20 protein-coding genes are annotated in these 25,623 nt (G+C 52.2%); 3 read left to right on the top strand and 17 right to left on the bottom strand.

What is annotated here, in order from left to right:
* Positions 1-6 precede the first annotated feature (6 nt).
* Both JW499_RS10675 and JW499_RS10680 read left to right on the top strand, forming a co-directional pair.
* Positions 7-732: an ABC transporter ATP-binding protein gene (locus JW499_RS10675; RefSeq protein WP_205210582.1), complete on the top strand. Its 726-nt coding sequence runs from the start codon at positions 7-9 to the stop codon at positions 730-732.
* On the top strand, positions 729-1,520 hold the full coding sequence (locus tag JW499_RS10680; protein WP_205210583.1) for an ABC transporter permease: 792 nt from the start codon (positions 729-731) through the stop codon (positions 1,518-1,520). Before JW499_RS10675 ends, JW499_RS10680 begins: the two co-directional genes overlap by 4 nt.
* Here the strand turns inward: JW499_RS10680 and JW499_RS10685 are convergent.
* Positions 1,480-3,609 (bottom strand): sensor domain-containing diguanylate cyclase, encoded by a 2,130-nt coding sequence (locus JW499_RS10685; protein WP_205210584.1) that lies wholly within the window; start codon positions 3,607-3,609, stop codon positions 1,480-1,482. The genes JW499_RS10680 and JW499_RS10685 overlap by 41 nt on opposite strands.
* 494 nt (positions 3,610-4,103) lie before the next feature.
* Between JW499_RS10685 and JW499_RS10690 the strand changes: the two genes are divergently transcribed.
* Entirely contained in the window at positions 4,104-4,772 is a 669-nt protein-coding gene (locus JW499_RS10690) for a response regulator (RefSeq protein ID WP_205210585.1), read from the top strand.
* Positions 4,773-4,889: 117 nt separating this feature from the next.
* On the opposite strand, the gene JW499_RS10695 is transcribed toward JW499_RS10690, so the two are convergent.
* The 16 genes from JW499_RS10695 to JW499_RS10770 all read right to left on the bottom strand — a co-directional run bounded on the left by JW499_RS10695 (position 4,890) and on the right by JW499_RS10770 (position 25,622).
* Entirely contained in the window at positions 4,890-7,487 is a 2,598-nt protein-coding gene (locus JW499_RS10695) for a hybrid sensor histidine kinase/response regulator (RefSeq protein WP_205210586.1), read from the bottom strand.
* Entirely contained in the window at positions 7,484-8,647 is a 1,164-nt protein-coding gene (gene nosP, locus JW499_RS10700; protein WP_205210587.1) for a nitric oxide-sensing protein NosP, read from the bottom strand. Before nosP ends, JW499_RS10695 begins: the two co-directional genes overlap by 4 nt.
* Positions 8,648-8,871: 224 nt before the next feature.
* On the bottom strand, positions 8,872-9,990 hold the full coding sequence (locus JW499_RS10705; protein ID WP_205210588.1) for a porin: 1,119 nt from the start codon (positions 9,988-9,990) through the stop codon (positions 8,872-8,874).
* Positions 9,991-10,328: 338 nt separating this feature from the next.
* A complete protein-coding gene (locus tag JW499_RS10710; RefSeq protein ID WP_205210589.1) occupies positions 10,329-12,122 on the bottom strand; it encodes a methyl-accepting chemotaxis protein in 1,794 nt (597 codons plus the stop codon).
* Between the two features lie 254 nt (positions 12,123-12,376).
* Complete coding sequence (locus JW499_RS10715; protein ID WP_205210590.1) at positions 12,377-13,102, bottom strand: M48 family metallopeptidase; 726 nt, start codon at positions 13,100-13,102, stop codon at positions 12,377-12,379.
* Positions 13,103-13,189: 87 nt separating this feature from the next.
* On the bottom strand, positions 13,190-15,178 hold the full coding sequence (locus JW499_RS10720) for a transglutaminase TgpA family protein (RefSeq protein WP_205210591.1): 1,989 nt from the start codon (positions 15,176-15,178) through the stop codon (positions 13,190-13,192).
* On the bottom strand, positions 15,175-16,179 hold the full coding sequence (locus JW499_RS10725) for a DUF58 domain-containing protein (protein ID WP_205210592.1): 1,005 nt from the start codon (positions 16,177-16,179) through the stop codon (positions 15,175-15,177). The genes JW499_RS10720 and JW499_RS10725 overlap by 4 nt, the downstream gene beginning before the upstream one ends.
* A gap of 35 nt (positions 16,180-16,214) precedes the next feature.
* Entirely contained in the window at positions 16,215-17,135 is a 921-nt protein-coding gene (locus JW499_RS10730) for an AAA family ATPase (RefSeq protein WP_091353747.1), read from the bottom strand.
* Positions 17,136-17,389: 254 nt separating this feature from the next.
* A complete protein-coding gene (locus tag JW499_RS10735) occupies positions 17,390-18,199 on the bottom strand; it encodes an Imm49 family immunity protein (RefSeq protein ID WP_205210593.1) in 810 nt (269 codons plus the stop codon).
* A gap of 464 nt (positions 18,200-18,663) precedes the next feature.
* On the bottom strand, positions 18,664-19,476 hold the full coding sequence (locus JW499_RS10740) for an Imm49 family immunity protein (protein WP_205210594.1): 813 nt from the start codon (positions 19,474-19,476) through the stop codon (positions 18,664-18,666).
* Positions 19,473-20,666 carry a hypothetical protein gene (locus tag JW499_RS10745; protein ID WP_205210595.1) on the bottom strand — a complete coding sequence of 398 codons (1,194 nt, stop codon included), beginning with the start codon at positions 20,664-20,666 and terminating at the stop codon, positions 19,473-19,475. The genes JW499_RS10740 and JW499_RS10745 overlap by 4 nt, the downstream gene beginning before the upstream one ends.
* 942 nt (positions 20,667-21,608) lie before the next feature.
* Entirely contained in the window at positions 21,609-22,091 is a 483-nt protein-coding gene (locus tag JW499_RS10750) for an FKBP-type peptidyl-prolyl cis-trans isomerase (RefSeq protein ID WP_205210596.1), read from the bottom strand.
* Positions 22,092-22,253: 162 nt separating this feature from the next.
* On the bottom strand, positions 22,254-23,285 hold the full coding sequence (locus JW499_RS10755) for an NAD(P)H-dependent flavin oxidoreductase (RefSeq protein WP_205210597.1): 1,032 nt from the start codon (positions 23,283-23,285) through the stop codon (positions 22,254-22,256).
* A 1-nt stretch (position 23,286) separates the two neighbouring features.
* Positions 23,287-23,919 carry a LysE family translocator gene (locus JW499_RS10760; RefSeq protein ID WP_205210598.1) on the bottom strand — a complete coding sequence of 211 codons (633 nt, stop codon included), beginning with the start codon at positions 23,917-23,919 and terminating at the stop codon, positions 23,287-23,289.
* 51 nt (positions 23,920-23,970) lie between these two features.
* Entirely contained in the window at positions 23,971-24,876 is a 906-nt protein-coding gene (locus JW499_RS10765; protein ID WP_205210599.1) for a DMT family transporter, read from the bottom strand.
* Positions 24,873-25,622, bottom strand: a complete 750-nt coding sequence (locus tag JW499_RS10770; protein ID WP_205210600.1) for an ABC transporter permease — start codon at positions 25,620-25,622, stop codon at positions 24,873-24,875. Before JW499_RS10770 ends, JW499_RS10765 begins: the two co-directional genes overlap by 4 nt.
* Position 25,623 lies beyond the last annotated feature (1 nt).

Raw genomic sequence — 25,623 nt, forward strand, 5'->3', positions numbered from 1 at the left:
TCGACTATGAGCATCATCATCCGCAATCTCAGTTTCAGTTATGGCTCTCTGAATGCCCTTCAGGATATCAATCTGGCACTACAGGAGGGCTGTTTTAATGCCCTGCTGGGGCCTAACGGTGCAGGTAAAAGCACACTGTTTGCGCTGTTATCACGACTCTACGCGCTGCAGAGTGGCGAGATCACCATTGCCGGACACAGTATTGCGCATCATCCAGCCCAGGTGATGCGCAAACTCGGCGTGGTATTTCAGCAAAGTACACTGGACCTGGATCTGAGTGTGGCGCAGAACCTTTACTACCACGCAGCGCTGCACGGTATGTCGAAGCGACAAGCCCTGCCCCGGATCACCGAAGAGCTGGCCCGCTTTGATCTCAGCCAGCGACTGCACGATAAGGTCCGCACCCTCAACGGTGGTCATCGACGCCGGGTTGAAATCGCCCGGGCATTGCTGCATCAGCCCGAAATACTGCTACTCGATGAACCCAGTGTTGGCCTTGATCCCGCCACCCGGGAATCCCTCAACCTACATATTCGTCAGTTATGCACACAACAGCATCTCACCGTACTCTGGGCTACCCATCTGATTGAGGAGGTGCATAATGATGACCCCGTTACTATCCTCTTCAAAGGCCGGATTCTCGCCAGCGATACTGCCGATCAGTTATGCCAGCAACATCAGAGTGCAGACATCAGTACTCTGTTCCGATCACTTACAGGAACATCAACATGACTCTTCGCGATGCACTGATCTGTTTTAATGGTCTGTTACAGCGCGAGCTATTGCGTTTTGTGCAGCAGCGCTCGCGGTTTTTCAGCGCCCTGGTTCGCCCCTTGTTGTGGCTGGTTGTATTTGCGTCGGGCTTCCGTGCAGCACTGGGTATCGCCATCATTGCGCCTTACGAAACCTATATCACCTATGAGGTGTATATTGTGCCGGGACTGTGCGCCATGATTATTCTGTTCAACGGTATGCAAAGCTCGCTGTCAATGGTGTACGACCGGGAGATGGGGAGTATGCGGGTGCTATTGGTGAGCCCCATGCCAAGGCCTTTCTTACTGCTATCCAAGCTGCTGGCAACCTCGCTGATATCCCTGTTACAGGTTTATGGTTTTCTGGTGATTGCCTGGTTCTGGGGGGTTGAAGCGCCTCTCTGGGGTTATCTCACCGCACTTCCTGCCTTCCTGTTGGTTGCGATGATGCTGAGTGCGATCGGTTTGTTTATCTCAGCTAAAATCAAGCAGCTGGAAAACTTTGCCGGGGTGATGAACTTCGTTATTTTTCCGATGTTCTTTCTCTCTTCCGCCCTTTACCCGTTATGGAAGATGCGTGAAGCGAGCGAATGGCTCTACTGGATCTGCGCCTGGAACCCCTTCAGCCACGGAGTTGAACTGATCCGGTTTGCACTATACCAGCAGGTAAACAGCACAGCGCTGAGCATCGTGATTATAGTAACGCTGGTGGCTTCGATCGTCGCCGTCAGGGGATTTCAGCCTCAGCAGGGGATGGGCAAACGATAGTGCCGGGGTTGTCACCATAGAAGATAACCCGGCCGCGTCCCTGATGCTTGGCCATGTAAAGCCCCTGGTCTGCCGATTTCATCAGTTCAAATGCATCCTCGCCCTGATGGTGGACAGCCACGCCGATACTGCAACTGATCGCGATTTCAACATCGGCAAAACGCACCGGTTTCAGCAACTCACTCAATAACCGCCGGCTAAGTTGGTGTAATTGCCGGGAGTCGCCATCATCTTTAAATTTACTCAGCACAACAAACTCATCACCTCCCACTCTGCAGGCAAGATCGGACTCACGAAGACAGTTGGTTAAGCGATTCGCCACCTCACTCAACACCGTGTCTCCAACATCATGTCCATAGTTATCATTGATTGCCTTAAAGTGGTCAAGATCAACAAAAAACAGAGCGATGCCCGGAGATTGATAACGCTCTTTAAAAGCCAGATCCCGGTTCAGACTGTCCATCAGGGTGCGCCGGTTTGCCAGCCCTGTAAGCGGATCGGTTTCCGCCATACTGCGTAACTGCTGTTCCAGCTCTTTACGCTGGGTAATATCATAAAAGATAGCAATATAGTTCTGCACCTTACCGCTGGAATCCTTGTTAACACTGATCGATAGCCATTCAGGATATACCTCACCGTTTTTACGCTGATTCCAGATCTCGCCACGCCAGACGCCCTCGCTATCCAGACTCTGCCACATACGCCGGTAAAAGCCGGCGTCCTGACGGTCAGAAGCAAGCACTGTCGGATTTTTACCGATAAGTTCATCTTGCCGGTAGCCAGTAATCCGGGTCACTGCGCTGTTCACCTGCAGAATATTGTTGTCGGCATCACTGACGATGATCCCTTCATAGGCTGACTCAAAAATCAGGCTACTGAGTTTAAGAGAGTCGGCCGTGTTACGCAGCATAGTCTGCTGCTTGTGGATATCGTTCTCATAGCGCTTAAAGCGCGACTGCAGCCAGCGGCTATAGGTGAGCGTCAACAGCAAGGCTAATAAGCCAATGATGGTAAAGGCGATCACCTGCTTGATCACAACGGTTCGAATCTCCCGATCGCGGGACTGCTCCTGCGTCAACAACAACTCACTCAACTCATCCTGAAAGATACCCGCTATCAGAATCCAGCCACGATCATGCAGAGGCTGAATCAGTGATAGCTTCTTACTGGGGGTACTCTCCCCTGGTCTGAACCAGTCATAGAAGCGATAACCGCCTCCATTGTGGGCAGTCTCTACTACGGTCTGCGCGCTATCCCGAATCCTGGGGTCTGGATCATCTGTAAAATTAACCCCCTCCAGCTCAGGAGTGACACCACTGGCCAGCAGGGTTCCATCATTGTTCGCCAGCGCAAAATAACCGGTATGTCCAAAGCGGATGTTGCGGATGTAGTTATAGATTCGTGGTTTAAGATCATCTTCAAACCGATACAGATAATCACCAGTACCAACAATCCAGTTGTAGGGTTCAAACACCTCGACGTAGGCGATCTTATCTTTCATCACCTGATTGTTATCGGGTGCATACCAACGATAACTGGAGAATCCGGCACGTTGAGTGTTAGATACCGCCTCTATCAGCCCGCGCATAATATAGTGCCCGGTATCATCCCGGTTGTTCAGCAGGGAGCGCCCCTCCATCTCCGGGGCGATCGGCAACAACACGGCGGTGCCATCCATCTGATCAATAAAATAATACCCCCGGCCATCAAAAAAACGGATCTGCCGCAGCGCCTCAACCAGCAACTGTTTCATCTCAGCTTCACTGAGCTGTTTATGATAGCGCTGGTAGAGCGAGTTCATCAGTTGCAGGGCCTGACGGGTTTGCAGACGCGATTCACGTTTAAGCAGATCGGTGGCTTCGGTAAACATCTGTCTGATCATATACTCAGCATCAGCCATCTCGGCGTCGAGCCGCTTTCGCTGGGACTGCATCAGGTTTTCTCGCAGGGACACCAACTGCTGCTGGTACTGATTTTTGGTGCTGAAAAAGAAATAGAGAGTTTGTGACAGCAACAGTATAAGAATAATAAATGAGACGCCCCACAACAGCTGGGCAGGGAATCGGGTCGTGTTATTTTTTTTATTCACTGATCAGATCCAACGTATTTGCTACGGAAAACGTTTTTTAACTCAAACCAACTCACTGCACGGGTAGACCACATAAGCAGAGATCGTATAGACCTTAACGCAGGCATACAGGCCGCAGGATCATATCACAAACGTAAAATTATGTTTATTTATCCGTCACTTGCTCCCCAATGACAGATAATAGTACTTTAGTATTGGTTTTTTACACGCATAGTAGAATGGCGATAAACTCCTCCTAACGGTGTAATAGAATAAGCGTTAATTTATACAGCGGATGTTAACCTGAGCGATCAGGCCTGCGACCAGCTCGGAAGCGGTTGTGGACATATCTGACTAAGAAGATCTTCAGCGGTTAAAACGCATCACAGGTAAAGCAGTTTCTACACAGAAACTGCAATGTAGTAAACTGGGGTAATAAACCCAGTCCCATTACAGAATAATTATAATGGGCGGTAACTATCTGCCAACCGGCAGTCGCCCAGCGGGAGAACAACGTGTATAAAATTCTTATTGCCGACGACCACCCTCTGTTTCGTGAAGCAATTTGCGGCGTCATCGCGAATGGTTTTCCTGGTTGTGAAACACTCGAAACTGAAGACCTGGACAGTGCACTGGAAATTGCCAAAGAGGAAGAGGACCTTGATCTGATTCTGCTGGACCTGAATATGCCAGGGATGCACGGTCTGAATGGGCTGATCAGCCTGCGCAATGACTCGCCAACGATTCCCGTTGTAATTGTATCAGCGGAACAGGATAAGCAGATTGTACTACAGGCAATCACCTACGGTGCGGTCGGTTTTATCACCAAATCTTCACCACGGGAGCAGATGACCGAAGCATTGCAGCAGATTCTTAACGGTAATGTTTATCTGCCATCGGACATCATCCGCTCAGAAAAGCCTTCAGGCAGCATCAACCGCCGTCACGATGAGAGCCAGATCCCGCCTGAGATGTTGTCCTCACTCACTCGCCGGCAGTTACTGGTACTGGAGCGTATGTCTGAAGGTGAATCCAATAAACAGATCGCCTACACCCTCAATATCGCAGAGACCACAGTCAAGGCTCATGTCAGCGCAATACTGCGCAAGCTTGGGGTACATAATCGCATTCAGGCGGTGCTCTCTGCCGGCAATGTAGACTTCAACCAGTACCTGAAACGTTAACCTGCCCATTTCCGGCTACACAGGCAATAAAGTCAGTGCCTGGTGAAGCTTTATAATCCTGACACTGGCCGACATTAGCAGAGCCACTGACACCCTGCGGTTCATTTGCTGGGGCGCTTATTCCAGCAGATGATTGAGCGTCATCTTCAGCTTCATCGGTTTAACCGGTTTATTGATCAGCAGATAGCCCTGCTCGCGCACGATCTGCTTCAGTTCGTTGGTATAGTTTGCGGTAATCATCACCACCGGAACCGGCTGAGCCAGTCGTTGGTTAAAATGGATGGCAGCATCCAAACCATTCTCATCATTATCCAGATGGTAATCAGCGATCAATAACTGCGGCGCTTCCCCGTTATCCAGCAGCGCCATCAACTGCTCCTCATCGTGGACCGTTTGCACAACACAGCCCCACCCTTCCAGCAGGGTTTGCATCCCCCGACAGATCGCCGGATCATTGTCTATCAACCAGATCTCAGCCGCCTGAAGCTGGTCTCCAGCCGTTGGCTGATGCGGCTTTTTGGTTCTGACAGGAAGCTGATCAGGCCTGGCCAGAGGAACCTCGACCGAGAACATTGACCCCTTTCCCGGCACTGAACTGACACTGATCTGATGCCCCAGCATCCGCGATATCTTATCAACGATCGCCAGCCCCAGCCCAAGCCCCTTATCATTCTCCACAGGACTGTCTTTCAGACGCTTAAATTCCAGGAAAATATCGCCCAGCTTATCTTCAGGGATACCAAGACCAGTGTCCCACACCTCAATAACCAGACTATTCCGTTTGCGCCGGCAACCCAGCAGTACTGAACCATGATCGGTATAACGAATCGCGTTAGTCAGGAAGTTTCTCAGAATTCTCGCCAACAGCTGAGAATCGGAACAGATCACTGCACTGCTTGCTACATAGCGCAACCTCAACTGCTCGCTATTGGCTACCTGCTGATACTCATTGGCGATATTATTCAGCAGACTGCTGGCCGGAAACACCGTGACGTCAGGTTCAATCACACCGGCATCCAGCTTGGAAATATCCACCAGCGTACTCAGCAGTGACTCCACATCATCCAGCGAACTACCCACCGAGTCGATCAGATGCCGCTCACTCTGAACCGCTGGTTTTTCCTGCAGTGCACTGGTAAACAGCCGGGCAGCATTAAGCGGCTGCAACAGGTCATGACTGACAGCCGCCAGAAATTTAGTTTTCGACAGGTTAGCCTGCTCAGCATGTTTACTGGCCTCCAGCAGACGCCCCTCCACCTGTTTACGCTCAGTGATCTCCTGCCTCAACTGATCGTTCAGCTTGGTCAGTTCGGAGGTGCGCTCAATCACCCGCTGCTCCATCGTCTGATAGGATTCCTGCAAGGCATAGGCGGTTTTACGCCGCTCAGTAATATCCCTGATCAACACAAAGAAGCCCACCGCATGTCCCTCTGCATCCAGATTGGGCACATAAGCTTTCAGCATATATCGCGGTCCGCCCTGAGGATCTTTCTCTTCGATCTCAAAGGTGACACTCTCACCCGACAGCGCTCTGTCGATATAGGGTTTGAGATTGACAAACTGATCGCCACCATGAACCATTGTGATGGTTTTTCCGATCAGCGCCTCCCGCGGCCAGCCATACCAGTCCTCATACACCTTGTTGGTAAACTGGAATCGCAGATCATCGCCCACATAAGCGATCAGTGCTGGTACATGGTCGGTAATCAGGCGGATCCACTGCTCACTCTCACGCAATGTTTCAGCATATTGATGGCGCTCGGTAATATCCGTGTAGGTATTAACAAAGCCACCCTCCTGAATCGGATGGGTACGAATCTCTATCACCTGACCATTACGCAGGCTCTGCTCCAGTTCGATAGTCCCCCCGGCGTGGTGGTGATTGGTGAAAGGGGTCAGCAGAATCAGTTCACACCGGGCGATCAGATCCTCAAACAGGGGTTGCTCATTCAACTCATCCTCACCAAAGCCTGACAGTTCCAGAAAGCGCTGATTCCAGACCTCGAGCCGCCCCTCTGAATTGATCAGCACCACCCCCTGAGAGAGGTTATCAACGGTATTTTGTAACACCCGGGATTTATCCGCCAGGGCACGTTCCCGGCGCGCGGTTTCGTTCTGTTTAAGCTCAGTAATATCGGTGTAGAGAATAACCAGACCACCATCCAGCGTTGGCCGTTCGCTCACCTGGAACCAGCGGCCATTCTTGAGCCGGTAGAACACCGAGTTATCCGTTTCATCCCCCCGCAGCTCTTCCTCGATCAGCCCATGCTGATCCGCAAGACGGCGAATATCCTGAATTCCCAGCCCCTCTTCAATGGAGACGCCAGTCCCCGCCCAGACCGATTCAAATTTGCTGTTATAAAGGACAATACGCCGCTCACTATCAAACAGGACAAATGCATCGGAGATACTTTCAATACCATCAATCAGACGCTGATGCGCTAGTTCGGCCTGCTGTTTTGCCTGACTCAGGGCTGTATTGCTGGTTTTTAGATCGCCCAGCGCGACATTCAGTGCGGCGGTTCTTTCGCGTACCTGTTCGGCCAGCACGACAGAGTGTTCAAAAGCGGCATAGGGATCGGTACGGGTGGTAGCACTGACTTCAACCCGCTCGATCAGCACCCGGTTGATCTTCTGCAACTTGCGGTTTTCCCGCTCCAGTTGCTCAACCCGCTGGACAAGGTCGATCGGCTGATCCTGCCCCATACCCGTCATGATTTTCTCCCGATCGCGACACCGGTAAAGGTCTGGTTAACATGCATCCCATCGATCTGCTCACCATAGGTGTTAAACCCTACCACCCGGTGGCGCTGCAACAGTTGGGACACAGGATCACTCTTACCACGGATCTGTGCCTCAAGCCGGCGCAGAAAACAGTCACACCCCAGGGTTAGCAGATGCTCGCCGAGCGCCTCCTCTTCACGCGTCAGTTGCTGATCCAGCTTGGATATCATTTCGCCGGGCTCCATTAGCGTCAGCACAATACCGTTTTCAACAGCACAGTAGAATGTCAGACTAAGATCATCGTTGACGCTCTGAATAGAGCGGACGAAGTACTCATCGCCTATTCTCACGGCAATCGGGTTCAGCGCAAACGACTCATGGTTCAGCTCATCCACCGGCACACCGACAATACGGGAGTACTCAATTGCGGCTGGCTCAGCATTCAGTTCCAGCACCCTGCGCTGCTCACTATCCGCCTCGGTAACCACCAGCTTGGTATCGCGGCTTTCCATATGATGACCACTGAACACTCTGAACTCACAACTGGTATTGATCAGAATAATCACCGCCGCATTGGTATGAAAAGCGCCATCAAAATAGACATGGGTATTCGCCAGGCAGATATCATCGCCAGCCGACCCTCCGAAATGGGGAATACTGCCCAGAGCGGAGTCCAGTGTCACCAGCACCTTTTCCTCCTGAGTCGACAACCCGTCAAACAGTGTCAGGGCAAAACTATGATCCTTTATCGGTGCCACCTGCTGCTCGAGACACTGCTCAGATAGTTGCTCAACCACCCCCTGAGCATCATTAAAATCAAAGTGCTCCAGACTGCTTATTAAGCGACCACTGACAGCAAACGCCTCGCGGGAAAAACCGATCGCAGAGATACACCCCTGATCGTAACCCTCGACGGTTATCTCCCCAGCGGTGGTGCAACCGACCACCAACAGATCTTTGAAGCCCAGTTGAAACGCCTTAGCCAGCCTGTCCAGCTGGTATTCCGCCGAGCAGAAAAAAAGAACAAAGTTGAGACCGGGCCAGTTAAGTTGTTGCTGCAGTTGGTCCACTGCCACCTGTTCATCACGTTCAGTCGTAAATGCAGTGCGCAGCTCGGGCTGGCATATATTCTGAGATGATAGCTTGGTCACAGTAGTCACACCGTCGTTTGAAATGACCCTTGAGTCTAAAATGGAATGACAAATGAAAACACTATACTTGAGTACTGAAGAGTAGTACGAAATTGAAAATAATTAAATAAGGTATTGTTTTATAGGAATTAATAATAGAAAAATGCAGGACTAAAGTAGTAGAAAAGCATCCTCACCGACAGAGGAAGGGGTTGTCGGTAAGGATGCGGGAGCTGGCTGACAGATTACCAGCTCAGCACAGCGCCCAGAGCAACGGTATCAGTTGCTGAAGTATCGATGCTGCCGTTATCGGTTTTGTGAACCGTATATTCAGCCACCAGTGTCAGATTGTCGTTGATGTTGTGGAACAATGCTGCGCCAGTGAGAGAATCCTTGGTGGTCACAGAGCTACCAGCTGCGGTGTTTTTTGTCTGGCCGTGGGAGAGTACCACACGGTTAGTTGAAAACGCATAGGAACCCTGTACCAGATAACCATCAGACTCAGCACTGTCGGTCAGCGTATTGCTGGCAAACACACTGCTGATGCCTTCCTGGTCGAACCCGGATGCAGTCAGGGCAAAACCTCCGGCAGCAATTCTGGCACCGTAAGAGATACCTTTTGCATCAACACCTGAAGTCACGGAATCACCCATGGCGCCACCGACCCAGGCCTTGACTGCAACACCATCGTAATCGGCAGTGTAGGTCGCTTCGGTTTCAAAACGAGCAGCGTTGGAATCACCCGCAGCGGTACTGCCCGTAGTATTTGGGTCCAGTACACCTACGGCAACCTGGAAGCCACTCATCACTGGTGAACGGTAGGTGATCTGCGCGGTCGGGTTGGCATAAGGATAACCTGTGGTGATATTGCCAAACGTCGTATTACTGGTGGTAGCCGGTGCAAAGCCTACACCCATCAGCAGCTCATCACCAAAGATATTGCTGCGGGCATAAAGGCCAAAGTCCTTACCAAACAGCACCTGACCGAAATCACCATCGACGGTGGCGTAGAACTGACGAACATCGATCATGGAGTCAGTTTTAGTACCGTCACCATCCTGATTGCTATCGTTGATAGAAACCCAGAAGGATGAACGACCACCCACTGTCAGATCACCGACCTCTTTTCCGACATTAAAGCCGATATAGTTTGGCAGAAATCCCATCCGTACCCGGGAGGTTTTAGTGTTGGTGTCAGCGACTTTATCTTCGCTGTCCTGATAGGTGTAGAAGGCGTTGAAATAACCGTCTACTGAGAAGGTTGTACCGTCCTGGTCATACAGACTGATCCCGGCCATTGCACTGTTGCTGAATGCTACTGCCAAGGCCAACGGCACGCTGCGCCATAGTTTTTTATTATTCATTATGCCCTCTGATTCTTCATCGATTGGTTTGTTGTTAAGTCAGGGCATTATTGGGGTTTGCGATCACCGGCAACAGGCGACTTTGGAGCCATTCAGACAGGCAATTAGATGCTCATTCCACCCCCCGCTATCGCCCCGGCCGCAAAGGATGAGCAGGCGTACAGCGAAAGTACTTAAGACTCCGGCGGGGCAGTGATTAAGTCTTTAGTAGCTGAACCGCTACTTAACTATTCATTAGAAAACACAGTCCCGGCTCAGTCCTGTCAGGACAAAAAAGGCCCGCTGCCTGGGACAGCGGGCCTGTTGAACAACGTCTTTAGTTATCGGCGTATAATCGCTTAATTGTTGCTCTCACTATCGAGCAGCAGCTCCGGCTTGAATCCCAGCGCAAACGCCCCCCAGTGACGGCCGTTAACATAGAGCGGGAAGGTCAGATCATTAAGCACCTCACCGGTATCACGGACAAACGTCTGCAACAGGAAAGGGGCTGTATTGGTTACCCGGCGGACTTCTGCGCGACTGCCTTTAAAGAAGCGACGATGACGACTTTTGGCATTATCAACATCGAAATCGCCGGTCATCGGTTCAGACACCTTCAGATGATGCGCGGGGGCATAACCATCAACACTGATAGCCAGTGCGTAGATCAGATCAGGCTTCTGTCTCAGGTAGTCGTCATACATCGGACGTAACAGCTTTTCAAACGCCTCAACATAGCTGACATCAAATTTTTCGGGAATCCCTCCCTCATTAGTGCGTTTGTAATTGCGATCAAACAGATCAAAGCCCTGGCTGTTCAGTTGTTCCAGAGCCTCCTGTATCTGACGGGTCCACTCCCGTCCTGCCTGAATAATATTTTCAAAGCTGCCGTAGCCAATAATAAAGCGGGACAGCAACTCCTGAGTCTCCTCGGTTGAGCTCTCAAGTTCTGCAGAAAACTCTCTTGAGCGCTCCATCTCATCGCGAATATCACCACTGATACCCGCGATACGCTCCACATGAGAGTGAGACTCTTTGTTCGTATAGGAAAGCTCATCAAGGGTAGAGCTGATGGTGGTCAGTTGACTATTGACGCCTTCAAAGTCATGCACCAGGCGTGTGAACTGTTCGCTGGTATCACTGATAAAGCCTTCCGTGTTGCGCGTATACTCGAGAATATTGGAGGAGTTTGTCTTGGTATCATTGACCAGATCAGCCATCACCGAAATATTCTGATCGATCTCGGAAGTCGCATTCTGCACTTGCTGTGACAGATTTCGCACCTCATCGGCAACCACAGCAAACCCCCGCCCCGCTTCTCCCGCTCGTGCGGCTTCAATGGAGGCGTTCAGTGCCAGCAGGTTGGTCTGATCAGAAAAGCGTTTAACCATCGAGAGAATTTCAGTAATGGTCTCGGAACTGGCACTGAGCTTTTCAACCGTATTCTGGAATCCGGATGCCAGCTCAGAGATAGTGCGCACCTGACCCAGCACCTGTTCCAGCTCACGGCTTGAACTGCGGATCTCGTTCAGGTTGTTACTGGTATACTCGGATATTTTCAGGGTATTACCCGCCACCTCCTGAATAGCCGTGGTCGATTCCTGGCTGGAGATCAGCACCTGTTGTGCCTGTTCTTCCTGATCGGTGGTTGACTGATGAACCTCCTGCAAGACCTTGCTTAACTGAGTCGCACTAAGCGCCACCCGGACACTGTGATTGCGGGTCTCTGCAATAATCTTTTTCAGACTGGTGGAAAATCCGTTATAGCTGGACGCCATTGTGGATATTTCATCGTGAGTAAAATCGGGTAATGTTGCGGAGATATCACCATCTTTATCTTTGATCGCACTGAGGACATCAATCATTTTACGAATCGGTCGTAAAAAAATGTGGCGCATAAAAAAGATCGTAAATAGCGAGGCGGCAATGGCAAAGCACAGCACTAACCAGTTGTAAAACTGCAACTGACTGAGCCTGGATAGCAGCTCAGCGTTATTGGACGACTGCGCCGCAGCCTGCTCAAGCTGACCCTGGCTATACCAGTTAACCCCCATAAAAAGCAGCGAGGGCAGAAGCAGGAAAGCCACATTCCCGACGATTTTACGGGTTAGTGAGTTGAAAAAATTTCGTTCTACTGTGTCATAGAGCCCCATACTCATCCACTTCTTTTGTCGTTATTGTTCAAATACGGTAGTAAATGTTTTAAATGAAAACCCGCCCTGTATAAAGCAAAACACTACCCATTTCATGTAATCACCACCATTAACAGAGAGATAGAGACTAAAGGATTATTTTATCACACCAAAGTCCTGCTACCTGAGTAGCACTAGCGCTTAAGCTTTATTATCAATATCTTTATTTATCAAAATTCTCTATAGCAAGGTTTGAAAACTGCAAGCGGGCGGAGTTATAACCGATCAGGACGGGCTTCGACTGGAGGCCAGCACAAACCCGTGCCATGACTATTTAGCCAGGCTTTCGCTTCAGCATAATCCGGGTAAAACCGGTTAACATCCTGCCAGAATCGTGGTGAGTGATTCATCTGTTTCAAGTGACTCAGCTCATGGACAATAACATAGTCGATAATCCTCACCGGCGCCATCATCAGCAACCAGTTGAAACTAACCACACCACGGCTGTTACAGCAGCCCCACTTGCGTCGATAGCTACGCACCACAATGGCTGAGGGTGATAGTTTCATCAGTTCGCTCCACTCAGCCACCCGCCGCTTAAAATACTGCTGTGCCTGCTCCCGGTACCAATGCTCCAGCTGCTGCTGTACCGCTTCAGCCTGCGGTTTACGGATGCGTCGGGAAAGCGATAGCTCAATAATCCCCGCACTCAGGTTAACAGCTGTCTCGGGCTGACCGGTTGTCAGTTCCAGCATCACAGGCTCACCCAGCCAGCGCAGCTCACTGCCCTGCTCCAGCACCACCGGTTGAGGGGAAACCGGTAACCGTAACCGCAGCTCCTGCTGTCGGGTGGCAATCCAGTCACTCTTTTCGGCGACCAACTGGTTAATTCTGGACTGCGCCACCCGGGCTGGAGCTAACACTCTGACACTCTCCGGACGAACCTGAATTTCGATGGTGCGCCGCCGGGAACTGCGCCGCAGAGTATAATCGGGTATCAAATGCGTCTCTCCGCAAATTTATGTGTGCACCTGTCTGACATGACGAAATCCGGCGGCATAACAACCCTTCTGGCTTATCAGACAGAGTTATGACTGAGGGATCTGTGTACAACAACGGTTTATCAGTTGCCGGAACTGTTGCTGCAGCTGCGGATCAGAATTTTCCGCATAACTGATCTGCTCATAACAGCGGGACAATGCAAAAAACTCATCCGAAAGTGTAGGAAATACCTGCCCAAGCCGGGTAAAAAACTGTCCCGGAGTCTCACCGCGAAGACGTTGCATCCCCTGCTGTTGCAAACGTTTATCCAGCCGTTGCAAGGCGAGAAACAGCGGGTCTTTGCGCGCTGCGCGACGGAGAAATAAGCTGCCCGCAACCGCCAGCAACACCAGCCCTCCCGGCACCAGAATCAGTAATAGTATTCTGATCACGGAGATCTCGCCAAGTAACTGCCGTAAAAAACCGGTCTGATGCTCATGAAAATTCAGCACCCAACGGTGCCAGCCATAGTTCAGTGCCTCATAGCGCAGCCTCAGTTGTTTTAACAGCGAACCACTCAGGAAGCCGTTACGCATCAACATCGAATCGGCCAGAAATGACGGCTCCGAACTGAACAACTGCGCGGCGGACTGCTCCAGCCTCAGAGGTGCCACCACCGAGGTGGGATCCAGCCGGTGCCAGCTCAGGTCCTCGCTATCCCAGTACTCCAGCCATGCATGGGCCTCGTACTGCCGCACACTAAGAGCACCATCCAGCGGATTCATCTCCCCCCCCAGATAGCCTCCAACCACCCGTGCAGGAATGCCGGCTGCCCGCAACAGAAAGGCTCCGGCACTGGCAAAGTGACCACAAAACCCCTGCCGGGTCTGAAACAGAAACTGATCGACAGAATCACGCCCCGGTAACAGCGGCGGTTCCAGTGTATAACGGAAATCCCTGGCAAAGAAGGTCAGCATCTGCGCCGTAAAGGATTGCGCATCTGGCAGTTCGGATGCCCATCTCAACGCCAGTTGCCGGGCGCGCTCATTACCATTTTCAGGCAGTTGCAGATAACTGAGATAACGGCCATCCAACAACGGTTCCCGCACAGGAGCAGATCGGGACACCAACGAATATTGTCTGCGCTGCATCAGGGGCTCCCCGCCCTGCAGGGTCAGATCACTGAGGCGACTCATCGTCGCAGGAAAGCTCAGCGGCACATCCAGCCCATATCGCCACTGCTGCCCGGTGGCTTCCATGACAATCTGATAACGATAGTCCTGATCAGCACTATTGGGCTGAATCAGGAAGGGGATTTGCCCCTCCTGTTGCGGTTCAGCACGGCTCCAGCGCCGGCCATCAAAGCGGTCGTAGGTCAGCCCCCGCCAGTAACGCTGATTCTCTGGCGGTAAGTCACCGTCAAAGCGGGCTCTGAAAGCGATATCCGCAGACCGGGTCAGGCGGCTGACATCCCCGGGTGAAAGCGAATCAGAGAGACCGGTAAAGCTCTGCCCGGTATTCAGATCCACCTGCCAGAGCGGCCCCATTCGGGGGAAGATAACAAACAGCACCAGCATCATCGGCAGCGCCTGCATATAGAGCACGGCGGAGCGTTTCAGTGGCCGCCAGATATCACTGTTCTGCTGACTGCGATAGACGGTATTCAGGCAGGCAGTAACAACCACCAGTGACAACAGACAATAAAACGCCATCGGTATTGACTGAAAAAACAGAAAGCTGCAAACGATCAGCAGGAGCGCCACATAGAGCACCACCAGCGCATCCCGCCGGCGATACATCTCGGTCAGTTTGAGCAGAAAAGCCGCCACCAGAAGGCTGACGGTGATCACCATTGCCGATCCCGCGCGCAACTCAAACAGCAACCCCACCAGCACCAGCAAGAGCAGCACCAGACGTACACTCCAGTGGGGGAAATTCCAGCGCCCGCTATGTACCATCAGGCGCCAGCCTACGGTCAGAAGCGCCAGCAGAAACAACCAGCCGGGGACCACCGTGGCATAGGGTGCGGTGACCATCAGAATGCTCACCAACAACCAGATCATACTGCAGCGGGTCAGTTGGAACAGTGGTTTCACGAGCGGCTCTCCTGCCCGTGAACCGGGCTCTCCAGACCGAAACAGGCCAGCGCTTCCAGCACCCTGACCCGGTGGGACTCTCCCCGGTCGGGATGGATCTCGATACCGGGTAATCGCAACCCATACTCCTCACCCCGTCGATGCAGCTGCAACACCCACCATGTCAGACGGGAGAGTCGGGCTTCGCCAGACAGCTCAGGCCACAACTCCCAGCTTAACCATCTGCGATTATCACTCAGTTCGACATACTGCTTGGCGTGCATCCCCTGCCCCCGGGCATAGTTTTTCCAGGCCACCCGTTTCAGGGACATGCCGGTCTGATACTGCTCCAGTCCGGTAAACTCCTCCCCCCCGGGGCGCTCGGCCAGATGCGGTGATTGCTGATCGCCCCCTGCCGCATCATGCAGATCGGGCAACTGCCCCCCCTCGACGGGACGTGGGTAGACCAGGCTTTTAAGATCGACCTGCAACCAGGTCCAGGCTCTGAAAAGCCCCAGCGGATAAAACGTTTCAATCAACAGAGCATCGGCCGGCAGATAACCCCGACGATGAGTATTCTGATACAGGGTCAGACTGCGCTGTCGATCCTCAACCAGATCAATAGCGGCTCCCTCCCCTTCGCGCAAACGCAGCTGAATACTCTCGTACTGCCGCGCCCCCCTGGCAGTCAGAGTCAGATCGAAAGCGGCCTGTTCCCCCAAAAAACAAGGGTGCCCCCGGACAAACTGAATCGTCAGTCCGGAGAGATTGGCATAGGTGTGCAGGATGGTTATCACGAACAGGCTGGCCAGCAGAAAGGTGACAGCAAACATCAGGTTGTTCTGAAAGTTAATCGCCAGTATCAGCATCACCAGCAACAACATCAGGAACACGGCTCCTGCCCGCGAGGGCATGATATAGATACGCCGCTGACTCAGGGTCAGCTGTTTTAATCGGGGACTGCGGCGCAGGCTCCAGTCAATCACAGCCCGTCCCAATCGTTGTCGTATAGATCCAGTCAACTTTCACACCTCAACTCAGGTAGCATAGTTGATAGTCAGCCTACCACATCAACCTGACTCAGCAGTTGCTGAATCAGGGCGTTGGCACCAAAGCCTCCGATATCTTCTGCCGCCCGTAAGCGATGACCGGTAACCGGCCCGAGCAACTGCTGCAGATCCTCAGGCAGTACATAATCCCGCCCATCAATATAAGCCCAGCTTCGACTTGCGCTGAGGAGTGCTAAAGCGCCCCGCGGAGAGATACCAAAACTAAACTCCGGCGCCTGGCGACTATAGGCAATCAGCCGCTGCAGATAATCCAGAATGCTGTCAGACACTTTAACCGCGCTGCAAGCCTGGGTTATCTGCTCTAACTCTGCCGCGGATATCACTGCCGCCAGTGTTTGCAGGCGCTCCCGGGGATCGCCACCGCGCAGCAGTTCCCGCTCGGCCCGGGCATCGGGATAGCCCAGTTCTATCCGCATCAGAAAGCGATCCAGCTGAGATTCAGGCAACGGGAATGTCCCCTGCTGAGTTACCGGGTTTTGTGTGGCGATAACAAAAAAGGGGGATGGCAACGGATGGGTCTGCCCATCCAGACTAACCCGCCTTTCCTCCATCGCTTCCAGCAGCGCAGACTGGGTTTTGGGCGTGGTACGATTGACCTCATCAGCCAGCAATAACTGAGTAAATACCGGCCCGGGATGAAACTGAAAACGGTTGCTGGAAGGATCAAAAATCGTCACGCCGAGAATATCAGCCGGCAACATATCACTGGTAAACTGCAAGCGCTGATAGTCCAGCCCCAGCACTTTAGCCAGCGCGTGGGCCAGGGTTGTTTTACCCATCCCCGGCAGGTCCTCAATCAGCAGATGCCCCTGACTGAAAATACAGGTCAGGGCAAGCTTGATCTGCTCCTGCTTCCCGTAAAGCACACTGGATACCGCTTTAATCACCGCTTCAATCTGGTCTCGCATCGGGACTCACTCTTCCTTTGGCTGGGTAAACATCCTATCCATTATATATACAGCAACGGGGGAAATAATCGATGACTCAAAAGCAAAAAGTATCCAAAATGTTCAGAGCTTCTTAATCAACCTTAGGCCGATCCAACAACAATATGTACACCACGCTTACTGAAAAAGACTATCCCCGTAGCGAGATTATTGGAGTACACCAACCTTCCCCACCAAAGAGAATGGGTCGGAGCAGATTTACTTTTCTTGAATATTTATAAGGGAGCATTAATTTGCAGCAGCGCTTCAGGAATCATCGGGTCTTTAATCGTAACATTAAGGCCCTGCAGCAGGGCAAGGTTGGCAAGCGCGATACAGTTGTCTGATACTAACGCTTCCGGGGTGTCGTGTATCTCACCGTAGCGGGCATAGCGCTTGTGGAACTCCAGTTGTAACTCAAGACCATCATTGAACAGGGTTTGATCCTGCTTCGCAATGCCATACAGTGCCAGGCTCAGGGTGTAGAAGTTGAGTTGCCAGGTTAGCTTCTTGCTAGGTTTACGGGCCTGAAACCACTCCAGGGTTTCTTGCAGCAGTGGTATCGCATCGGCACTGCGATCAAGCAGGCAGTAGGTGAGTGCATGGATAAAGCGGTTAATCGGAGCGTGTTTGAGCACTCCGTCTCCCGGATTTTGCCAAATTTTAGCAATGCTTCTGGCCAGCGACAGATCATTGGCACAGAGGGCGTAATTGATCGCCTCCATACAGTTCGTCTCTGACACTTCCGAGTAATCGGGCCGAATGCGGTGATGATCCGGGTCGTTGGCATCATAGATCATAAAAAAGGGTTTGGCGGTATTTTCTGCAGCCAGACGAAAAGAGGCTCTGGCCTGTTCGAAATCCCCCAGATAAGCATAACTCCTTGCCATTTGGGCGTAGCTTAATCCCTGGCCACTGTAGTGAGATTCAATGGGGACGTTCTCGCGCTCATAAAATCCAGAGTCCAGATTTTTCTGGCTTCTAGTAATGTTACCCTTATCGCATTCAATCCAACCCTGAACGTCTTCAACGGTGACTTTACTCATTAAAACAACCCCTTTATGATTTCCTTGGCTTCATCAAAGTTTTCTATCTTAAATCGATCCAGCTCCGAGATAATATTCCCCCGAAAATCTCGTTCAAAATTGCGATCCGTCCCGGCTTTGGCTCCCACAAGCTAAAACAGACTCACCACAGAGAACACCGAGAGCACCGGGGGAAAGATAGCTATAACAAAAGCCTTTCTCTGTGGACCTCTGTGCCCTTGGCATGCCCTTTGGTACTGTGGTGACGTGCTCTTCTTTAGAATCTTATCGCCCCTGGAAGGGGCTCCTACAATACATCACACGCGTAGGAACCCGTTGGCAGCCCTTTGGGTACTGCGGTAAACCACCCCAAAAGATAATTCACCACAGAGGACACCGAATACACAGAGGAGAAAAGAGCAACATCTTCTCGACCAGAAATCGGGCATCAGATGGGCCGTATCAGGAGAGGCAGGTATCTCCTTTTATTGGGATGATTGGTTTATATGCAGCAGCGCTTCAGGAATCATCGGGTCTTTAATCGTAACATTAAGGCCCTGCAGCAGGGCAAGGTTGGCAAGCGCGATACAGTTGTCTGATACTAACGCTTCCGGTGTGTCGTGTATCTCACCGTAGCGGGCATAGCGCTTGTGGAACTCAAGTTGCAGCTCCAGACCATCGTTGAACAGGGTCTGATCCTGCTTCGCAATGCCATAGAGTGCCAGACTCAGAGTATAGAAATTGAGTTGCCAGGTTAGTTTCTTGCTGGGTTTGCGGGTCTGAAACCACTCCAGGGTTTCTTGCAGTAGAGGTACTGCGTCAGCTGAGCGATCCAACAGGCAGTAGGTTAACGCATGGATAAAGCGGTTAATCGGGGCGTGTTTAAGTACCCCGTCTCCCGGGTTTTGCCAGATTTTCGCGATGGTTCGGGCCTGCGCCAGATCGTTGGCACAGAGGGCATAATTGATCGCCTCCATACAGTTCGTCTCAGATACTTCCGAGTAGTCGGGCCTGATGCGGTGATGATCCGGGTCGTTGGCATCATAGATCATAAAAAAAGGTTTGGCGGTATTTTCTGCAGCCAGACGAAAAGAGGCTTTCGCCTGGGCAAAATCCCCCAGATAGGCATAACAACGCGCAACACGAGAATGGCTGGATCCTTGGCCACTGTAGTGAGATTCAATGGGGACGTTCTCACGTTCGTAAAACCCAGAATCCAGATTTTTTTGGCTTCTAACAATATTCTCATTATTACAATCAATCCAGCCCTGAACATCTTCCACGGTTATTTTGCTCATTTAAACAACCCCTGTATGGTTTCCTTGGCTTCATCAAAATTTTCTATCTTAAATCGATCCAGTTCCGAGACAATATTTCCCCGAAAATCTCGTTCAAATACCACCGTTTCACCCGTCGCAGTATTGGTGTGGCTAGAGATATGGCGCTTTTCACCTCGAATAACCAATATACTTTCCCATAGATCTATTTCCGCCTGCGTATAAGGGCCGCCCTGGCGGTTGGATGGCTGACCAACCTTCGGTTGTTTTTCTCTCATTATCTCAGCCCGACGTCTGTTTTTTGCTTTTGAGCCTTGCTTGTTGCCCTTGACATCTTCGGCCACCGTTCGGCTGCTGCTCTGGTTGCCTTTACTTTCCCATTCCGCGCGTCTGCCGTGAGTGTCCCTGGTTATGTCGTCCGGGCCGTGGTAGCGGTTTTTATAGCTTGGATCGGTGGTATGGCCCAGCCGTCTCTTTGCCTGTTCCATCCCCAGATTACCCAATGCTTCAGCTTCAGAGCGGGCATCTTTTACCGCCTTCATCATATCGTTGTACATATCCTGGGGGTGACGGACAGCTTTACGGCCACGGGTTAGCAAAACCTCCAGGGCGAGCAGAATCGCAGGATATGCTGGTACCGCTGCAATAGCGGTGGCTCCCTGTTGCTCTTTGTCGAGTATGTTAAGGGCTTCTTTGCCGCTATCCCGGTATGCCTGGGAGACTTCTTCTGCTGACAGGGTTTTGCCGCTGCTGTCTTTAAACTGGACAATGCCCTCTTCCTGCATCCATTCTGCCGAACTTGCAGCCTGGGCGCGGACGATGTCATTGACGACCTGTTTAGTGGCGCCTTTTACCTCGTCCCACCAATCGGGTTTGGCTTCGGATTGGAGCTCATCGGTGTTTCCACCGCCGCCCTGGGTGATACCCAGTAAGTTTCTGATATTAAAATCGAGACTGCTGGGTAAGAAGTGTTTTATATTTCCCGTGCCTTCATCGACCGCATAATATTGTGGTCGAAAATCAAGCAGCACGTAAGTGCCATCTTTGATATGTGACTCGGTGATGTTTCCGTACCAGGCATCATGATGCAGGACATAGCGACTGGCTGGCCTGGGGACTGTATTGCATAATACTGATAAGGCGTTATATGGGCTCATAATATAGGGAAGATCTTCTTCCTTCAGATCCCATGCCCGTTTGATTCTCGGCATTGTATTTCATTCCATCCCTGAATTGAGGCGAGAGAATAGCAAAGTTAATAAGCCTTGGTCTACCGCCCCGCAAGCTTAGGACTATTAGCCGTCAATAAGGGGGTTCAATTGTCCTGACCCCGGCTTTGGCTCCCACAAGCTAAAACAGACTCACCACAGAGAGCACAGAGCACACCGAGGAAAAGATAGCTATAACGAAAGCCCTTCTCTGTGGATCTCCGTGTCCTCTGTGGTAAAACCGTTCTTACACAAAAGCTCTTCTCTGCGGATCACTGTGCCCTTAGCATGCCCTTTAGGTACTGTGGTACAGCCAAAAAGATCACTCACCACCGAGAACACAGAGAGCACCGAGGAAAGATAGCTATAACAAAAGCTCTTCTCTGTGGATCTCCGTGTCCTTAGCATGCCCCTTGGGTACTGTGGTAAAACCGCTCTTACACAAAAGCTCTTCTCTGCGGATCTCTGTGCCCTTAGCATGCCCTTTGGGTGCTGTAGTGACGCCCTCCTCTTTAGAATCTTATCGCCCCTGGAAGGGGCTCCTACAATACATCACACTCGTAGGAACCCGGTTGGCAGGCCCTCTGGGTACCTGGGGCGATAAAAATGTTGCTGATGGCACCCGGCACACTAAGCGCACCGGTAAACTTATTAAAAAGCCCTTCTCTGTGGATCTCTGCGCCCTTAGCATGTCCTTTGAGTTCTGTGGCAAAACGCTTTCCTATGTTTTTTAGCGTCAAGCATCCGCAAACCATAGACTCTCTATCGAAAGATAGCTTTACAGAGATTTATCGCATCTGAAAATGCGAGCCTACCGATCAAAAACACGCTTATCCGGAAAGACGCTACCTTTTCTTTATCTCTCCCTATAACACACGATAAACCAAAGTAAAAAAAGGCGCTGAGCGCCTTTTAACCGAGAGTTACTGTTGTGAATCCGTAAAATCAGTGGTGATGACCGCCTTCACCATGGGCGTGCCCATGTTCCAGCTCTTCTTCAGTGGCATCACGTACCTCAACGATTTCGACATCGAACTTCAGCGTCTGATCTGCCAGCGGGTGGTTGCCATCAACAATAACGCTCTCATCGGTCACAGCGGTTACCACAACCGGTTGCTGACCCCAGGCAGTCTGGGCCATAAAGCGCATACCCACTTCAATATTATCGACCCCTTCAAACGCGGCACGGTCAACTTCCTGAATCAGTTCCGGGTTGAGTTCGCCGTAACCCTCTTCAGGAGAGACCTCTACATTCACCTTGTCACCGGCTTTTTTGCCCGCCAGCTCTTTTTCCAGACCCGGAACGATGCTGCCGGTACCATGCAGGTACGCTAACGGCTCGGCCCCCTCAGAGGAGTCCATCACCTCATCATCCAGGTTTTTCAGGGTGTAGTGTATCAGGACAATTTTTTTGTCAGCAATCTGCATTGTTCAGACCTCAAGTGTTAAAGACGTGAACAGCACTGCTGACAGAGGCCTAGATTAGTGGAATATTTTTAATCTGGGGGTGAGAAATAGGATATCAACCCCTGAGTAAAATTTTATACCGTCAGCGACGCAGCAGGCAAACCGTTTGGCCACGCCCTGCGCCTAATAGCGGAACAATTCAGCAATCAGCTCGGCAGCAGGTACAGCACGACAGCCGCTACGATTCTGCCCACTCCACAGAGGCGAAAAGTCCCCCAGCCCCTGCCGTTCAGCCGCTGCCCGCAGAGGAGCGATTGATGCCGTAGCCAGCGGAAACTCGGGCGCCTGCGATACCACAGGTCCTAACTCGGCCATCACCCGGTTGACGATCCCCCGGGCGGCTCCTCCTGAAAAAATATTGGTCAGCGCGGTAGGAGGGGTGGGTTGCCGCAAAGCCCGACGATGGATTTCACTGACCCGCGATTCATCACACAGCAGAAATACCGTCCCCAGCTGCACCCCGGCGGCCCCCATCGCCAGAGCCCCCTGGATGCCACGTTGATCGGCAATACCTCCGGCAGCAATAACCGGCACTCCGATGGCATCGATCATCTGCGGCACCAGGGCCATAGTGCCTGTCTGACTATTCAGATCCCGGTTAAGAAAAAATCCCCGATGGCCTCCCGCTTCTACACCCTGTGCAATCACCGCGTCGACCCCCTGCTGTTCCAGCCATACGGCTTCTGCCACGGTGGTTGCACTGGAGATCACTTTACAACCACAACTGCGCACCCGCTCAAGCAGATCAGGACAGGGTAAACCGAAATGAAAGCTGACTACCGACGGGCGGTATTGCTCGACAACCACCGCCATCTCACGGTTGAAAGGCGCACGACCTGGTGCGGCGGAAATAGTATCAGGATCGATGCCATATTCGCGATAATAGGGTTGCAACTGCTCACGCCACTGTTGCTCCCGTTGGGGATCAACAGCCGAAGGGGTATGGGCAAAAAAGTTCAAGTTGACCGGCTTATCGGTTGCCGCTCTGATTATTTCCAGTTCGGCGCGCAGCTGCTCCGGGGTTAACATGGCGCAGGGCAGTGACCCCAGTCCTCCGGCGTTACTCACCGCTATCGCCAGTGCAGCGTCCTGCGCGCCCGCCATCGGCGCCTGAATCAACGGCAGCTCAATACCGAAGAGTTGTCTTATATCCATTTTAATTCTCCGTTAGCGCCAACCGGGTACCCAGATAGATCAGCACCGAGCCACTGAGCGCATTCAATCCAATACTGACCGGCTGACTCTGTAACCAGTGACGGGCGCTGTTAACCACCAACGCCAGTGAGCACTGCCACAGCATGGCAATAACAAAATGTATCGCCGCCAGCCACAGCGACTGCATCAGAGCGTTCCCCTGCGGATCAATAAACTGAGGCAGAAAAGCCATATAAAAGAGCGCTGTTTTGGGGTTCAGGGCATTCGACAGAAACCCCTCCCTCAGCGAACGCCAGATCACAAAGGGTCTGCTGCCGGTATCCGGGAGCCTGAATACGCTATCTCCCTGAACGATCCCCCGCAGACTGGTGAATCCCAGCCAGATCAGATACCCCGCACCGATCAGCTTCAGAAACTGAAACGCGTTGGCTGATTGCAACAGGATGACCGAAATCCCCAGCGCAGATACTGTTGCGTGCAGGAACAGCCCGCAGCAGATGCCGGTACTGGTAGCGCAACCATCCTTCCACCCTCCCCGGGCGCTGTTACGGATAGTCACCAGGGTATCAACCCCGGGGGTCAGGGTTAACAGAGTAATGGCAACCAGAAAAGTGGTAAACAGATGACTCTCCATCAGCAGTAAAACTCCTCACTACACAGATTCAGTGAATTCAAAACATCCTCCTCAGACTGACGAACTGCGCCGAACGAGCAGATAATAGCGTCCGACCACCACCAGAAAAATCCCTCCCAGCACCAGTAGTGCCGCAATCAGCAGGCGAGTAGTGATCTGTTCATCGGTAAACACCACGCCACCGGCTGCCGCGATGACCGGGACCAACAACTGCAGCACCGCAGCCTGCACAGCCGATAAACCGCTGAGTGCCCGGTACCAGGCGGCATAACCGATGCCCGATGCGATCGCTCCGGAGAGCATCGCCAGCAACACCCCATTGACGGTGATGACGGCATGACTCAGCGTCAGGGTAAAGAGGAGTGTCAGCAGAACCAGCGGCAGGGTACGGAAAAAATTAAAGTGGGTATCGGCCAGCGGATTAACCGACCCACGCCCCTTCAAAGTGTACATTCCCCAGGCAACACCCGCCGCAGTCATCAGTACAAATCCCCACAGAGATGGGGTGTTGATAGCTGGTTTAAGCAGATAGACAAAACCGCTGAACGCCAGTGCCAGCCCCAACCACTCAGCCCAAACCAGGCGGGTGCCACGAAACAGACTCACCATAATCATGGTGATCTGCACTGCGCCGAACAGAATCAGTGCACCGGTACCGGTACCGGTATCGAGACTGATATAGGCGTAAGAGAATCCCAACGCATAAATAAACAGCATCAGTGCGGCGGTCCAGCTGCCCCTCCCTCGGCCCGGATCGGTTTCGGCTTTGCGCTTCTGTGTCAGATACCAGAGCGTTGACAGTACCGCAATGCCCGACAGCAAGCGAATCACCGTAAAGCTGCCCGCATCGATACTCTGTTCACCCAGCGCCAGACGGCACAGCACCGAATTACCAGCAAACGCCAGCAAGGCAAACAGGGTATACAGGACTGTCATTAACAGGGCTGGCTGAGTCATGGGTCATTCTCCACCAGGCCCGGTTCGACCGGGTCGCTATCACTCTGCCGCCCGGAGTGATCCGCTCGCCCCAACTGCCACAGCATCAGGGCTGCACCGCAGCCTCCGCTACCCAGCACCATGGTCATGATCATGATCTGGTAGCGTACCGCGATCAGAGGTGACACACCGGAAAGGATCTGACCGGTCATCATCCCGGGCAGCGACACCAGGCCCACCGCCAGAAGACTGTTGATTTGCGGAATCATCGCCGCCTGAAACGCGGTCAGCCGCGCTTTTGGCTCAGGTTTACCGTCCTGCAGTTCAGAATGGTATCGCTCGGTTGCCAGACTGATCGCATTCATGGTATTGGCAAAATACATCCCTGCCAGCGGGATAATCACTCTTGGCTCGTACCAGCTGTCAACGCCGATCACCAGAACCAGTGAGATAAACAGGTGTAATCCGGCAGCGCAGGTCAGCGCGATCAGCGTGGGTTTAAAGTAGTTGCGCTGATGATTCACCGGACGCAGTGCGATCCAGCTGGCGATACAGATCATCAGCACAAGCACCCCGCCAGTGATCCAGGGAGAGGGATTTTCAAACAGCGCTACCAATACATAGCCGACGCCGATCAGTTGCAGTGTCATTCGTGCCGCTGACAACAACACTTCTGAGGCTTTTCCCGACCAGCGGGTATAGACAGTTGCAATCAATACCACCGGGATAGCACACCAGGCGAGTGAGCCCCATGAAATTACATGCATC

This window comes from Amphritea pacifica (genome assembly GCF_016924145.1).
In the GTDB taxonomy this organism is placed as follows: Bacteria; Pseudomonadota; Gammaproteobacteria; order Pseudomonadales; family Balneatricaceae; genus Amphritea; species Amphritea pacifica.